The sequence below is a fragment of the Agrobacterium leguminum genome (assembly GCF_005144435.2).
GTDB classification, from domain to species: Bacteria; Pseudomonadota; Alphaproteobacteria; order Rhizobiales; family Rhizobiaceae; genus Agrobacterium; species Agrobacterium leguminum.
Window position 1 is genome coordinate 809617 of the sequence record NZ_CP120212.1, and the last position, 12973, is coordinate 822589.

At 57.7% G+C, this 12973-nt stretch carries 17 protein-coding genes, 2 tRNA genes and 1 pseudogene; 15 read left to right on the forward strand and 5 right to left on the reverse strand.

Annotated elements, in window-relative coordinates; translation table 11 throughout:
* Nucleotides 1-18: 18 nt before the first annotated feature.
* Nucleotides 19-95: transfer RNA gene (locus CFBP4996_RS18250), tRNA-Met, on the reverse strand.
* A gap of 351 nt (nucleotides 96-446) precedes the next feature.
* Here CFBP4996_RS18250 and CFBP4996_RS18255 point away from each other — a divergent pair.
* The 15 genes and pseudogenes from CFBP4996_RS18255 to CFBP4996_RS18325 all read left to right on the forward strand — a co-directional run.
* Nucleotides 447-1148, forward strand: coding sequence for a S24 family peptidase (locus CFBP4996_RS18255; RefSeq protein WP_080854284.1), 702 nt, complete (start codon nucleotides 447-449; stop codon nucleotides 1146-1148).
* Between the two features lie 559 nt (nucleotides 1149-1707).
* Nucleotides 1708-1893: a hypothetical protein gene (locus CFBP4996_RS18260; RefSeq protein WP_080854282.1), complete on the forward strand. Its 186-nt coding sequence runs from the start codon at nucleotides 1708-1710 to the stop codon at nucleotides 1891-1893.
* Between the two features lie 67 nt (nucleotides 1894-1960).
* Entirely contained in the window at nucleotides 1961-2149 is a 189-nt protein-coding gene (locus CFBP4996_RS18265) for a hypothetical protein (protein ID WP_080854281.1), read from the forward strand.
* Nucleotides 2146-2853, forward strand: coding sequence for a hypothetical protein (locus CFBP4996_RS18270; RefSeq protein ID WP_205529288.1), 708 nt, complete (start codon nucleotides 2146-2148; stop codon nucleotides 2851-2853). Before CFBP4996_RS18265 ends, CFBP4996_RS18270 begins: the two co-directional genes overlap by 4 nt.
* Nucleotides 2850-3140 carry a helix-turn-helix domain-containing protein gene (locus CFBP4996_RS18275; RefSeq protein ID WP_080854280.1) on the forward strand — a complete coding sequence of 97 codons (291 nt, stop codon included), beginning with the start codon at nucleotides 2850-2852 and terminating at the stop codon, nucleotides 3138-3140. The genes CFBP4996_RS18270 and CFBP4996_RS18275 overlap by 4 nt, the downstream gene beginning before the upstream one ends.
* Nucleotides 3133-4311, forward strand: coding sequence for a DUF5131 family protein (locus CFBP4996_RS18280; RefSeq protein ID WP_080854279.1), 1179 nt, complete (start codon nucleotides 3133-3135; stop codon nucleotides 4309-4311). The genes CFBP4996_RS18275 and CFBP4996_RS18280 overlap by 8 nt, the downstream gene beginning before the upstream one ends.
* Nucleotides 4311-4802, forward strand: a complete 492-nt coding sequence (ssb, locus tag CFBP4996_RS18285; RefSeq protein ID WP_080854278.1) for a single-stranded DNA-binding protein — start codon at nucleotides 4311-4313, stop codon at nucleotides 4800-4802. Before CFBP4996_RS18280 ends, ssb begins: the two co-directional genes overlap by 1 nt.
* A 35-nt stretch (nucleotides 4803-4837) precedes the next feature.
* Nucleotides 4838-5194, forward strand: a complete 357-nt coding sequence (locus CFBP4996_RS18290) for a YfdP family phage-associated protein (protein ID WP_080854277.1) — start codon at nucleotides 4838-4840, stop codon at nucleotides 5192-5194.
* A gap of 24 nt (nucleotides 5195-5218) precedes the next feature.
* Nucleotides 5219-6148 (forward strand): DUF2303 family protein, encoded by a 930-nt coding sequence (locus CFBP4996_RS18295; protein ID WP_233283569.1) that lies wholly within the window; start codon nucleotides 5219-5221, stop codon nucleotides 6146-6148.
* Nucleotides 6149-6162: 14 nt separating this feature from the next.
* Nucleotides 6163-6672, forward strand: a complete 510-nt coding sequence (locus CFBP4996_RS18300) for a hypothetical protein (RefSeq protein WP_080854275.1) — start codon at nucleotides 6163-6165, stop codon at nucleotides 6670-6672.
* A gap of 2 nt (nucleotides 6673-6674) precedes the next feature.
* Nucleotides 6675-7787, forward strand: coding sequence for a DNA polymerase III subunit beta (gene dnaN / locus CFBP4996_RS18305; protein ID WP_080854274.1), 1113 nt, complete (start codon nucleotides 6675-6677; stop codon nucleotides 7785-7787).
* A 10-nt stretch (nucleotides 7788-7797) separates the two neighbouring features.
* The gene (locus tag CFBP4996_RS18310) at nucleotides 7798-8346 is read left to right on the forward strand and encodes a DUF551 domain-containing protein (protein WP_162936070.1); all 549 of its coding nucleotides are present in this window, start codon (nucleotides 7798-7800) and stop codon (nucleotides 8344-8346) included.
* Nucleotides 8347-8886: 540 nt separating this feature from the next.
* The gene (locus tag CFBP4996_RS18315) at nucleotides 8887-9297 is read left to right on the forward strand and encodes a DUF4031 domain-containing protein (RefSeq protein WP_080854272.1); all 411 of its coding nucleotides are present in this window, start codon (nucleotides 8887-8889) and stop codon (nucleotides 9295-9297) included.
* Nucleotides 9294-9800, forward strand: coding sequence for an ASCH domain-containing protein (locus CFBP4996_RS18320; RefSeq protein WP_080854271.1), 507 nt, complete (start codon nucleotides 9294-9296; stop codon nucleotides 9798-9800). The genes CFBP4996_RS18315 and CFBP4996_RS18320 overlap by 4 nt, the downstream gene beginning before the upstream one ends.
* A 134-nt stretch (nucleotides 9801-9934) precedes the next feature.
* Nucleotides 9935-10951: pseudogene (locus CFBP4996_RS18325) on the forward strand (recombinase family protein); the annotation flags it as partial.
* Here the strand turns inward: CFBP4996_RS18325 and CFBP4996_RS18330 are convergent.
* From CFBP4996_RS18330 to mnmA, 4 genes are all read right to left on the reverse strand, one after another.
* Nucleotides 10841-11287 carry a hypothetical protein gene (locus tag CFBP4996_RS18330; RefSeq protein ID WP_233283570.1) on the reverse strand — a complete coding sequence of 149 codons (447 nt, stop codon included), beginning with the start codon at nucleotides 11285-11287 and terminating at the stop codon, nucleotides 10841-10843. The pseudogene CFBP4996_RS18325 and the gene CFBP4996_RS18330 sit on opposite strands and share 111 nt — an antisense overlap.
* Before the next feature lie 27 nt (nucleotides 11288-11314).
* The gene (locus CFBP4996_RS18335) at nucleotides 11315-11458 is read right to left on the reverse strand and encodes a hypothetical protein (protein WP_233283571.1); all 144 of its coding nucleotides are present in this window, start codon (nucleotides 11456-11458) and stop codon (nucleotides 11315-11317) included.
* 46 nt (nucleotides 11459-11504) lie between these two features.
* Nucleotides 11505-11581 (reverse strand) — tRNA-Met (locus CFBP4996_RS18340).
* 135 nt (nucleotides 11582-11716) lie between these two features.
* Complete coding sequence (gene mnmA, locus CFBP4996_RS18345; protein ID WP_080854270.1) at nucleotides 11717-12913, reverse strand: tRNA 2-thiouridine(34) synthase MnmA; 1197 nt, start codon at nucleotides 12911-12913, stop codon at nucleotides 11717-11719.
* Between the last annotated feature and the right edge of the window lie 60 nt (nucleotides 12914-12973).

The window sequence follows — 12973 nt, forward strand, 5'->3', positions numbered from 1 at the left end:
GGAAAGGGAGCAGGTATCTGGTTGCGGAGGCGAGATTCGAACTCGCGATCTCGTGGTTATGAGCCACGCGGGATGACCTCTTCCCTACTCCGACATAAAAGGTTGGAAATAACTTCATCGTGCCGCCCCCTGTGGACGCGGAACACCTCGTGGCCAGTCCGATCCATCGGGCCAGTTCGAACTGAACCAGGCGACGACCTCGTCATACTTCTTCGCCGTGAACGTCTTACCGGAGCGAATGCGGGCAAAGAAACGGCTATCAGCGGCGCAATGCCTCCCAACAGTCGTCTCACCCAGTTCGCGGGCCGAGCAAAATGCTTCCGAAAGAGCCAACAGATGATTTGCAAGTTGAGTTTCCATGCACCCTTTATAGTGGGACGCATCCCACTTTGCAATAGGAAACATCCCATTGGCATTTGGAGGGGGAAATTTCCTATTATCGCAGCATGAGCACACTTCAAAAAATTGCGATCGAGCGACTGAAAGAACTGGATCTTGGGCCGGTGGAAGCCGCTGTGAAAGCGGGGATCGAGCGAACCTTCCTGCGCGATCTCGTCGATGGCAAAAAATCCACCGTCACGCTTAAAAAAATGCCTGATCTGGCCAAGGCTTTGCGCCTGGACGCCGATGCACTGATCAGAGGAGAGGTTGTGCGGCTGCCCGATGATGAAGAGCCGGTGGCCCAAACCATTACCAAACCGAACGCAAGCTTCCCCCCACGCTTCCAGAAGTTTGACGGCGACGGATACATACCCCTGCTCGGCCAATCGATTGGCGGGCCAAACGGCCGCTTCGTTCTAAATGGTTCTGAAGTCGGACGGCTATTCGTTCCCCCGATGCTGGAGGGCGTTGACGGCGCCTATGCTGTACGGGTTTACGGGACCTCCATGGAGCCCCGCTTCAAAGCCGGCGAAACTGTCTGGATTAACCCAAACGAGCCGGTACGCGCGGGCGATGACGTAATTGTCCAGGTCGCGACCGAAGAAGAAAATCAACGGGAAAGCTATATCAAGGAGTTTCGTTCACAGTCGAGCAAGGTGACGAGACTATGGCAGCACAATCCTGAGGATGACGAGCCGAACGAGGTGACTTTCCCGTCATCCAAGGTTTTCTCCATACATAAGATCGTTTTTCACGCCACTGTTTGACTGGCGTGACCCTCGATCCACTTCGGCCTTATAGTGAGGTTTCTATGCGTCGGCGGGACCTTAGGGCATTCAGAACAACGTATTTTACGACACAACTGCATGTAGTTGTGTACGCCTAAGGCTGCCGCCTCCCGCAGGTTCCTGTAGCCAAGCACGCGCGAGTGCCCGCAATCATCACAAGCCACATAAAGCGAGTCTAGCTCGATAACCAATCGCATGGCGTCTGGATGATTGACCGGCGGCGTTGCCATCTTCCTCTCCCGTTTGTTCTCATTTCGTTCACGCTAAAAAAGACATGACTTGCTGAAAGAGTCGAGTCCAAACTGATTCGTTTTCCGCACAGCTTCCCAAGCCACTCAATTCAAAAGGGAATTTCTGTCGTCGGGTGGGAAGCAAACAGACCGATAGGAAACATCCCACTTTTCCTATTGCTAAGTGGGATGTTTCCCACTATAACGCTGTTCATCCAAGCCGAACCACATGGCATGGAGACGACCGGATGGCGCCCACGTCCCCTGCCCCGCCATCCGGTCCAACCTTTCAGAGGATGGAGAGCGAAATGCAGAGCAAGGAAGAAAAACTCATTCAGGATATGGCTGACGCCATGCGCCGTTACGGCGACGGTTGCACCTCCGAGGAACTTAACCGTCATTTCACGCAAGCTGAAATCGCACGATACGGCGCCCGGGCAAGAGCCCGCGCCTACGATCAGTCTGTGCGGCAAATTCGCAAACGCGCTGCATAACGTCACGTCCGATTTCGGTGACCGCCTCAACTCAGGGGCGGCATCCGAAACGGATGGAGACGTTCCTATGATCCAAATCTTGCCGATGTGCGCTTCACCTAAAGAGCAGGTTCAAACCGAACTGCCGCACCGGGTCGACCTGCTTTGCCGCGTGCTTTTTGCGCTCGCTGTGTTCTTCGCACTGGTTTCAGCCACCGGTCTCATCTGTGGCGTGTCGATGCTTGCCAGCGACGCTATCGGAGGGATTGCGCGATGACTTCTATCTCGGCCCCTCGCCTCTGCAGCAAACGCATCGACTTCTTTCGGCCGGACGGTTCGTTGATGGACCTTGCGCATCCCGAAGCATGCGAGATCGATTTCAACGAAGTGGCCTTTGGCCTTGCCAAAATCAATCGCTTCACCGGCACCTATCCCGGCGTCGGTTACAGCGACGCCCAGCATTGCGTAATGGGCGCGCAAGCGCTTTTGCGTGAAGGGGAAGATGAACTCACCGCCGCGCTGTTCCTCCTGCACGATGCGCACGAATACAAGCTTGGTGACGACAGCCGCCCCAAACAGGATCTTGTGGCAGCGATGCTCGATGACTTTTCGCCGAAGGCCGCCGAAGCTTATCGATCCGTAGTCGCCTCTGCGAAATCCGGATGGGACAGCGCCATCTATGCGGCAGCAGGACTGCCCGCCCCAAGCGCATGGACGAAAAAGCAGTCGCATGCCGTCGAGCGCATGGATGTTCGCATGGCTGCTGCTGAAGCGGAGAGCCTGTTCGGTTCCGCCGCCCGCAAGAAGTATCCTCTGTCCAGGTTCCCAGCGCCATTAACAATCGGCGCGATCACGCCTTGGGCGCCGGCAAAAGCAGAAATCGCGTTTCTGGAAACCTTCGACCGGTTGATCGGCATTCAGCAACGCATGAACGCGGCGAACAATAACCTGATGCATCGGAAGATCGTGAGCGGTCGATGAAACAGGACGCTATCGAACTTGCAGACCGGATCATGCTGCCCCGCAGGCAGCGCCAGATCTTTCTGGCACTTGCTGAAGCCCGAAGCTTCCTTTCTGCCGATCAGCTCGCCGATCGCGTCTACAGCGACGACCCGGACGGCGGCCCGCTGGATGCCCGGGCTTGCACTTACGCATTCTTGAACCGCCTTCGCCGGTCGGTAGCTCCGCATGGCGTCTCAATCATCACCAGTCGCCATCTTGGTTATCGCCTTGAAATGCCGGCACGAGCGGAGGATCACCATGGCTGACGGGACACATATCGAGTGGACGGATGCGACGTGGAACCCGATTACCGGATGCTCCATCGTCTCTCCTGGTTGTACCAACTGTTATGCGATGAAGCTTGCCGGAACGCGCCTGAAGCATACCGACAGCCGGAGGGGTTTGACCACAGAAACGAAGGCCGGACCAGTGTGGAATGGCGACGTTCGCTTTAATGCCGAGTGGCTGACACAACCACTGCATTGGAAGCGACCTAGGAAAATCTTTGTCTGCGCTCATGGCGACCTATTTGCTGAAGGCGTTCCCGACGATTGGATCGACAAGGTTTTTGCGATCATGGCGCTTTCGCCGCAGCACACGTTTCAGGTCCTGACAAAACGACCTGAAACCATGTGGCAATACGTAAGCCATCCGGAAACGTATAGGAGAGTATATTCGATTGCATGCGACTTCGCGATTGAAATGTCGCTGAACGTCACTCTGATTGCCAACCGGTCGCATACCCAGTTCGCTCCATCGGGACCACGTGTTTTCCTTAACCAGTGGCCACTTACCAACCTATGGCTCGGCGTTTCCGCCGAAGACCAGAAGCGGGCAGATGAGCGTATTCCGGTGCTGCTGGAAACACCTGCCATAGTGAGATGGCTGAGTGCCGAGCCACTACTAGGTCCGCTCGACCTTGAAACTCTACGCCTGCAAAATGTCCTTAGCCCGCTCGACGCTCTTCGCGGTTCCACGTGGGAAGTGACGCGCGCCGGAAGGTTCTACCACGGACCGATCGACAGAACAAAACATCGCCGTCTGGACTGGGTTGTCGTTGGCGGCGAAAGCGGCTCTGGCGCACGCGCCGTACATCCAGCATGGGTGCGATCCATCCGCGAACAGTGTGCGGCAGCTGACGTACCGTTCTTTTTCAAACAGTGGGGCGCGTGGAAGCCAGTTCCGTGGAAGCTCGATCGCCACAGGGACGAGACCGACGCCGATTACATCGATCGGTCCGAGCGGGAATGCTCCACTCACGCAATCTCTCTGTCAGGACACCTGATTGAAATGGATCACAAGCCTTGGGCGTGGGCCAGAGTGCTCCCCGCCCCGGAAACGCACCATTCCGTCAAATTCGTCGGCAAAAAGGCCGCTGGGCGCCTTCTTGATGGCGTCGTTCATGACGCCTTCCCAAAAACCGAAAGGACAATCTGATGGCCGGTAGCGTCAACAAAGTCATTCTTATCGGACATCTCGGCGCCGATCCCGAAATCCGAAAGACACAAGCCGGGGCCAGCATCGCCAGCCTTCGCCTCGCGACTTCAGAAACCTGGCGGGACCGTGACAGCGGCGACCGCAAGGAGCGCACCGAGTGGCACAGCGTCGTCGTCTTCACCGAAGGTCTCGTCAAGGTTTGCGAGCAGTATCTGAAAAAGGGCTCAAAGGTTTACGTCGAGGGCAAGCTGCAAACCCGCAAGTGGCAGCATTCCGATGGTGGCGACCGCTACACAACCGAAGTGGTTCTGAACGGCTTCAACGCGACGCTGACCATGCTCGACAGTCAGGGCGGCGGCAATCGCCCGCCCCCGGCGTCCGATCCCGACCAGTACGGGCAACAATCCAGCCGACAATCCGGCTCAAGCGGTTCAAACCCGAGCACCGGCCGCGATTTCAGCCACGATATGGATGACGACATTCCGTTCTGAGGAACGGCTCACCTCTTTTTCAACCGGAGTAGACCATGCAGATCATCAGAGATGCGCAATCCCTCCTCGGCATGCTGGAAAGCGGCGATCTGAACGCCGAGCTCTCCATCAAGCTGACGGAAACCCTCGAAAAGCTGCTCGAGCTTTCGAATGACAGACCCAACGTCACTTACAAGGGTGGCGTTTCCCTCAAGCTCAACCTCGCCGTCAAGAACGGCATGGTCGAGATCAATGCGGAAATCCCGCCCCCGACGCTGCCAAAACTGCCCCGCAAGGCCTCGGTCTACTGGGTCATTGAAGGTGGCCGCCTGTCCACAGAGCATCCGCAGCAACACGACATGTTCCCCGGCCCGCGCGAAATCGACCGCAGCCGTCCCAACCTCAACCAGTAAGACAGCCAGGAAAGGAAACACCCAGTGGCTACTGATATGCTCAACGCATCCGCCGTCGCGGCGATTGCAAATCTTGCAACGGAAACCGGCCTCGATGTCCGCTTCATCGACGCCCCCAGCGATGCGGTTGGCGTCCCCAAGCAGGTTCCAGTCATTTTCGATCCGAAAGACGGTAGTGTCACCGGCACGAAAGATCTCTTCAACAGCTGGCGTACCAGCCCGGAAACGAAACTCGGGACGGCTCGCGTCACTACATTGGCGAGCTTCATCGAATTGGTTGACCGTCACAAGACTGAGCACTCTGTGATATTCGCGAACATGGACTGGCAAAAGCCGTCGCTCACAGCCGTGATCGACTATCACAAGAAAGAAAACGGCGGAGCAGCCGATAACGGCAAGCACCGCATCCAGTACGAGTTTCCACTCTCTGAGGAATGGAAGGCTTGGACTGCGATGAACGGCAAGGGAATATCCCAAACCGACTTTGCCGAATTCATCGAAGATCATATCGCCGATCTCGCTGCGCCCGACGAAGCCGAAGAACTCGAATTCCAGAACAAGTTCTCGTTCAAGGTTGCATTCCCGAACCAGCTCGTCACCCTCTCCCGCGGCCTTCTCGTCACGGCGGAGACACGTGTCAAGAATGTCGTGTCGCTGCAAAACGGCGCCGGCCAGATCGTGTTCGAGGAAGAGCATCAGACGCACGACAAGGAAGGCAACCGGATCGACGTGCCGGGCATGTTTATCCTCTCGGTTCCGCCCTTCTTCGAAGGGGAAACGGCACGCATTCCCGTGCGCCTCCGGTACCGCAAGACGGGTTCGGGTCTCGTCTGGTCGTTCCATCTCTATCGCCCCGATCACTACGTCACCAAACAGGTTCGCGATGACCTGACGCGCGCTGCAGCCGATACGGATTTGCCCAGCTTCCAGGGCACTCCGGAAATGCAGGCCTGATAGGAGCGGCAGCCATGACTTCAGAGAAAACCTGGTATCCGACGTTCATGATCGATGAAGTTTTGCCGACAGGTAAAGCTTCTCCTGAGGCATGGCTGCCCTATCTGACCACCGCTTCCGCAGGTCAAAAAGCGCTCTTTCTGCCAGGGCAAGAACTATCCTTCAGGTACGTAGAGCAGCGCGGCAACATCGAGATCGTCATCAACCCAGACGGTACCCATGGGAATACCCCAAGGTGCGCCCACACGCTCGAGATGTTTGATGGCGCGCGGCCGATCGAGCCTCAAGCCCAGGACGACGGGCGGCACGAAGCCAATTCCTTCTGGGAGTATGAAAGCGAGACATTCGCCGAAACGCTTGATGAATTCGCCAGCATTTATGCCGAGTGCCATCGCGAAAGCGAGCCCCTGAGTGTCGTTGTCGACACTTCCTACTGGTCACCGAAATTTCACTACCGGATTTCCGACGACTGCAAATCGCTCATCCAGCAACCAGCAAACGACGCCGAAAGCGCGGAGGAATAATCATGTTCACAGCCAGCAAATCAGCCCTTGCCGCCGCCCTTGCGCTTTCCAGCGATGTCGTCGAGCGGCGAAACACAATCCCGATCCTCGCCAACGTTGCGATCGAGCGGACGGATGACGGCTTGCGGGCTCGGGCAACCGATCTCGACACGGAAGCCATGGTCGAATTTTCGGCTACCGTCGCAATGGATTTTCAGCCGTTCAGCGTTCAAGCCCACCTGCTTCGCGATATTGTTCGAAAGCTTCCGGACGGCGCGGACATCGCGGCCGAGGCGAAAGAGCGCGAAGGCTCTCCCGATTCTGTTACCTTCAAGGCAGGACGGTCCCGGTTTTCATTGCAGGCTCTACCGCCCAGCGACCTGTCATCGATGGATGTCAGCAACCTGCCTCACAAGTTCACGATACCGGCGAAAGCCCTACAGTCAGCTATCGCAGCAGTAGGCTTTGCGATCTCAACCGAAGAGACGCGCTACTACCTGAATGGCATCTATATGCATCCCACGGCGGACGGCATGCTGTTCGTTGCGACCGACGGGCACCGCCTCGCAAAGCGGATCGTGATGATCGACCAGGTTCCCGCAGATGCGCCTGGCGTGATCATTCCGCGCAAGACGGTCGCGACACTCTCGAAGATCTTGCCGAAAGATGGTGACGTTTTCGTCGAGCTCAGCGACGCAAGGATTTGTTTCACCGTCGGCGGGACACGCCTCGTGTCGAAACTGATCGACGGCACTTTCCCTGACTATGTCCGGGTCATCCCCGCCAACAATGCTACCGACGTGACGGCGGATGCCAAAGCAATCGCCTCGGCCGTTGACCGTGTGTCGTCGGTTTCAACCGAGCGCGGCCGAGCGATGAAGTTCCACTTCTCCGAAGGCACGCTGAAGCTTCTCGTGACCAATCCTGATGCCGGCAGCGCGGAAGACGAAGTCGCGTATGAGGGGCAGGCCGAAATGGAAACGGGCTTCAACGCAAAATACGTCCTTGAGGCGCTTGAGCACCTGCCGGAAGGCACCGTTCGTATTGCCCTGGGCGAGAGCACCAGCCCGACGATCTTTCGCGCCGACGGTGATCATAAGGAAAATCTCATCGTGCTCATGCCGATGCGTGTGTGAGGCAATGAGAATGGACCGAACCACACTACAAGCGATGAACGTCATCCAGAACATGGCAACTCAGATTGAGATGGGCCATGGGAAGGTCGATGTCAGCAGGATAGAGCATGAAGGCCGTTCCGGCATTCTTTTCCGCCCAAGGGCTTCTGTCATCCCAGTCGGTCAGGAAGGGGATTTGCCTGCCGGGGAATATTGGCCAGTATCTGGTGACGTTGTAATCTGGATCGCCAATGAGGGCGGTGCAAAAGTTATCGAAAAATATCTCAACGACTTCCTGCCCGCCCTCTCCGCACAGGTGCAGGACGTGGCGGGGTGGCAGCCGATTGAGACCGCTCAGAAGAATGGGTGGAGCGCGCCTATCCTGACATGCCGCATGGGCGAGTTCACCGATTGGTTTGGGAAAGCGCCGGTAGGCGGCTACGCAGAACCACCAGAAACAGCTTATTGGAACGATGCTGGCGATTGCTGGACGCGCTGCCAAGCACCTCATGACGTATGGGAACCCACCCACTGGATGCCTCTCCACGCAGCACCTGCAAAGCAGGAGGGCGGCGAATGACTGATCGCTTCATCGGTGCGCATACAATCTTTGATGATGCTGGCAAGAGCCGCACTCCCTACATGCGGCGATATTGGATCGGGCGATTGCGCCTTCACATATTCTACCGCGGAGACAACGATCCTGATCACCACGACCACCCATGGGACTTCTGGACGTTCCCGCTAACCAGCTACGTCGAGGAAGTAGCGGAACCGATATGGATGAGCGGTCCGCTTCCGATGCAATACCATCCCCGACGCCAAGTCGTCCGCGCCTTCCGTCTACACTACAGGCCCGCCACGCATTGCCACCGTGTCCTTGGTCGATACACTACGTCTCTCGCTCTATACGGTGGCAAGGAGCGCAACCCACGCTTCGACCAACGCCGCATCATCACCCTTGTTTGGCGGGGCCGCTCCGGACGGGCGTGGGGCTTCCTCCGAAACCGGGATGGTCAATGGTGTTGGACACCGTGGCGCGACTACGTCTTCGGCGGCGGAAAGCATGCGCCATGCGAACCGGATCAAAACTACACCGCAGAAGCTGAGGGGATGAACCATGGCCGTCTACGTTGACGATGCGCGCCACAAATTCGGAAACATGGTGATGTGCCATCTTTGGGCAGACACCGACGCAGAGCTCCTCGCTATGGTCGACAAGATTGGCGTGCAGCGCAAATGGATACAGGGACACAAGACCTTATCATTCGGAAAGCATCGCGACGCCTCCTGGGTCCACTTCGACATTGCGCTCTCAAAAAAAGCCCTCGCGATCGCTGCTGGCGCGATACTCACCGACAAGTTTGGGCCTGTCGTTCACACCAGCCGTCTGCAAATCGCGTGGGGAAACGCCAACGATCGCCGCGATGTCGTGGAGCGCGCTGAAGCGATGATCCATCGGATCGAAAAATTGAGGGCGGGGCGCGGCATGATAGCTGAAACTAGCCATTCAAAGGGGTTGCCCGCATGATGTCATTCAACCTCCCCAAATTGGCCATCTCCGTTCGACAGCCTTGGGCATGGGCAATCGTCCACGCCGGTAAACCGGTCGAAAACCGAAGCTGGAAGAAAGGCAATCCCGGCCTGAAATTCCGTGGCGAATGCTGCGTCCACGCCTCCAAGGGTATGACACGCGCCGAGTACGAGGAAGCCTCGGAATTCATGGCTACCCTCGGCGTTACCTGCCCTGCCCCTAGCGACCTTAGGCGGGGCGGCATCATCGGTATCACGACCGTCGCCGATATCGTTACAGAACTCGACAGTCGCTGGTTCTTTGGGCCTAAAGGACTGTTGCTGAGGGACACTCGTCCGGTCGACTTCATTCCTTCGGTCGGCGCACTCGGATTTTTTGAGTGGAAACCAGCACCTGCAGATTCGGCAGAGGCGGCGCCGAAATGGCTCCAGCCTCAACCGAAAGCGGACCAACCCCAGCCCTCATCTCAACTTCAACTTTTTGGTTCACAGGGTGATTGAGCCAAAGCATCTCGACGCATGGAGGGCCAGACGATGACGCACGTCGATCCACGGTTACTTGCATTTGTCCGAGCTTTGGCGAAAGCTGATGCGCGTCGCGACAGGGCACTGGCAGCGGCGAATAGTGAGGAAGCATGCAAGAAAACAGAGCAGCCATTTATGCGAGGTTCTCAACTGATCTCCAAAACGAGCGGTCAGTTGACGATCAAATCGCTGTTTGCCGAGAGTTCGCAATTCGAAACGGTCTCGTTGTCGCAGGAGAATACTACGACAAAGCGCGCTCGGGTGCCTCGATCTTCGGACGAGACGGACTACTCGGCCTCATGGAAGATGCCAGAGCTGGCAAATTCAAAACCGTCATCGTCGAAGCCCTAGACCGCCTCTCACGCGACCAGGAAGATCTTGCTGGCCTGCACAAGCGGCTTGCATTCGCTGGCGTCGAGATCCTCGCCATTCATGACGGAAAAACAGACGCCATTCAGGTCGGTATTCGCGGCCTCGTATCCACCCTTTTCCTTGCAGACCTGAAAAACAAGATCCGCCGCGGCATGACTGGCGTTATTCGCGAAGGTCGGCACGCCGGCGGCAAGGCTTATGGCTATCAGCCGACACCAGGTCAACCCGGGGTCATGCAGATCTTCGAACCCGAAGCAGAGATCGTGCGGCGTATCTATAGAGAAACGATCGAAGGAAAGATGTCGCGTGAGATCGCCATCGGTTTGAACCAAGATAAGATCGCACCACCCAGAGGCACGCAATGGAATGCCAGCACGATCAACGGCTCTGCACAACGAGGTTACGGCATCATTCGTAATCCGCTCTACGCCGGAGAAATCGTCTGGAACCGAGTACATATGGTCCGCGACCCCGAAACGGGAAAGCGCATCAGCAGACCGAACCCAGAGAGCGAACACAAGCGAACTCCTGCCCCTCATTTGGCAATCGTAGACCGCGAGACGTATGACCAGGCACTTTCTATGCTCGAGGGAAAGAGCCGCCGGGGCCAGGGCGGGTCGAACACACGCCGACCAAAAAGACTTCTATCCGGAATTACCCGGTGCGGCCACTGCGGCGGCGGCATGTCTATACACGATCACCACGGGAAGACTGTCCGCATTCGTTGTTCGCGATCGACACAGAGCGGCATCTGCGGCAACAACAAACGATATCGCCTGGACAAAATAGAGAAGGCAGTGGTGACAGGCCTGAGAGATCAGTTGAACCACCCGGAGGTGCTGGTTGAGTATGTGAAGGCATATAGGGAAGAGAGACGGCTCGACGCTGATGCAGCCGTGCGAGAGCGCGCGTCCGTGGAGCGGCGCGTCGCGGATCTTGATGGCCAGCTTGATCGATTGATGAAGGCCATGACCCGAGGCATCTTGCCGATCGAAGCCGTCGAGGCGCAATACGCCCCACTGAAAGCCGAGAAAGAAGAACTGGAGAAGAAGCTGGTTGATATCCCGGCCGCTCCAGTTGTCGAACTGCATCCAGCAGCCATCACTCGCTACAAGAAATCAATCGATGCGCTCGCGGACCGTCTGGCGTCGCTCGACGACATTACCGATTCGGATGTGCACAAGGCGTTCCGCGATCTCGTAGACCATGTGACGATCATCGACAGGGAAGATGGAGGCGTTGAAGTGGAGATTGTCGGCCAACTCGCAGCGCTCGTTGGAAAGCAGGCTGAAATGTTGGGGGGACGTGTGGTAGCGGGAGAGGGACTTGAACCCCCGACACGCGGATTATGATTCCGCTGCTCTAACCACCTGAGCTACCCCGCCACAGGGGAAACGTGACAGTCATGTGACCGGCCGTTCCATCAGGATGAGCGGCTTATAAGGTGCCGCTCCCCAAAGTGTCAAGCGCAAGATGCGCAAAAAATTCGCTTTCCGCATCGCTGCAAAAAGCGAATGGTTTCAGGCGGCAACCGGCTTTTCCAGAAGCGCCTTCAGCGACGCCTCGGCTTCCGCCGAGCGTTCCGACCGTTCGATGAAACCGCCGCCGTAAACGCGGGCATCAGCGCCCGGCGCGGAATAAAGCACGCATGCCTGACCGGGAGCGACACCGGCCTCCCCGGTCATCAGGTCCACATAGATACCGTTTTCATCCGCATGCAGCATCGCTTCCGTCGGCGGGCGGGTGGAGCGCACCTTGGCGAAACAGGCAAAGCCCTGCCCGGCATCGTTCGCCAACTCGCCGTCGCCCAGCCAGTTCATGTCACGCAGATAGACCCGGCGGGTTTCCAGCGCTTCGCGCGGGCCAACGATGACCCGGCGGCCGCGCGCATCGAGATGCACCACATAAAGCGGCTCCCCGGTCGCGACACCAATGCCGCGGCGCTGGCCGATCGTATAATGCACGATGCCATCGTGGCGGCCGAGCACGCGCCCGTCGAGATGGACGATATCGCCTGCCAATGCCGCATTCGGCTTCAGCTTGTTGATGATATCGGTATATTTGCCCTGCGGCACGAAACAGATGTCCTGACTGTCAGCCTTCTTGGCGACGACAAGCCCCATATCTTCCGCCAGAGCGCGCGTTTCGGCCTTGGAGAGGCCACCGAGCGGAAAGCGCAGATAATCGATCTGTTCCTGCGTCGTGGCGAACAGGAACCAGCTCTGGTCACGGTCGCTGTCGATCGGCCGATAAAGCGCACGCCGCCCCGGCTGACCGGAAACGGGATTGGGACGCGAACGAATGTAATGGCCGGTCGCCAGCGCATCGGCGCCGAGTTCCTGCGCCGTGGCGAGCAGATCGGCGAATTTTACCGTCTGGTTGCAGGCCACGCAGGGGATCGGCGTTTCACCCATCGCATAGGCTTCGGCAAAGGGGTTGATGACGGTTTCGCGGAACCGCGCTTCGTAATCCAGCACATAGTGGGGAATGCCGAGCGTTTCGCAGACCCGGCGCGCATCGTCGATATCCTGCCCCGCGCAACAGGAGCCCGCGCGGTGCACGGCAGCACCGTGGTCGTAAAGCTGGAGGGTAATGCCGAGGACATCATAGCCCTCGCGCTTGAGGATACCGGCCACCACCGAAGAATCGACGCCACCGGACATGGCGACAACGATCCGGGTATCTTCCGGCCTCTTGTCAAAATCGAGCGTATTCACGTTTTTTCCCATCGTCAGTCATAACGGGGGTAAAGGCCCCGCCGCCTGTCGGTCATCCGC

What these genes read in the sequence shown, in the direction of transcription:
- CFBP4996_RS18255 (WP_080854284.1), top strand. Translation starts at nt 447, where the DNA reads ATGAGCACACTTCAAAAAATTGCGATCGAGCGACTGAAAGAACTGGAT.
- CFBP4996_RS18260 (WP_080854282.1), top strand. Translation starts at nt 1,708, where the DNA reads ATGCAGAGCAAGGAAGAAAAACTCATTCAGGATATGGCTGACGCCATG.
- CFBP4996_RS18265 (WP_080854281.1), top strand. Translation starts at nt 1,961, where the DNA reads ATGATCCAAATCTTGCCGATGTGCGCTTCACCTAAAGAGCAGGTTCAA.
- CFBP4996_RS18270 (WP_205529288.1), top strand. Translation starts at nt 2,146, where the DNA reads ATGACTTCTATCTCGGCCCCTCGCCTCTGCAGCAAACGCATCGACTTC.
- CFBP4996_RS18275 (WP_080854280.1), top strand. Translation starts at nt 2,850, where the DNA reads ATGAAACAGGACGCTATCGAACTTGCAGACCGGATCATGCTGCCCCGC.
- CFBP4996_RS18280 (WP_080854279.1), top strand. Translation starts at nt 3,133, where the DNA reads ATGGCTGACGGGACACATATCGAGTGGACGGATGCGACGTGGAACCCG.
- ssb (WP_080854278.1), top strand. Translation starts at nt 4,311, where the DNA reads ATGGCCGGTAGCGTCAACAAAGTCATTCTTATCGGACATCTCGGCGCC.
- CFBP4996_RS18290 (WP_080854277.1), top strand. Translation starts at nt 4,838, where the DNA reads ATGCAGATCATCAGAGATGCGCAATCCCTCCTCGGCATGCTGGAAAGC.
- CFBP4996_RS18300 (WP_080854275.1), top strand. Translation starts at nt 6,163, where the DNA reads ATGACTTCAGAGAAAACCTGGTATCCGACGTTCATGATCGATGAAGTT.
- dnaN (WP_080854274.1), top strand. Translation starts at nt 6,675, where the DNA reads ATGTTCACAGCCAGCAAATCAGCCCTTGCCGCCGCCCTTGCGCTTTCC.
- CFBP4996_RS18310 (WP_162936070.1), top strand. Translation starts at nt 7,798, where the DNA reads ATGGACCGAACCACACTACAAGCGATGAACGTCATCCAGAACATGGCA.
- CFBP4996_RS18315 (WP_080854272.1), top strand. Translation starts at nt 8,887, where the DNA reads ATGGCCGTCTACGTTGACGATGCGCGCCACAAATTCGGAAACATGGTG.
- CFBP4996_RS18320 (WP_080854271.1), top strand. Translation starts at nt 9,294, where the DNA reads ATGATGTCATTCAACCTCCCCAAATTGGCCATCTCCGTTCGACAGCCT.
- CFBP4996_RS18330 (WP_233283570.1), bottom strand. Translation starts at nt 11,287, where the DNA reads ATGCAGTTCGACAACTGGAGCGGCCGGGATATCAACCAGCTTCTTCTC.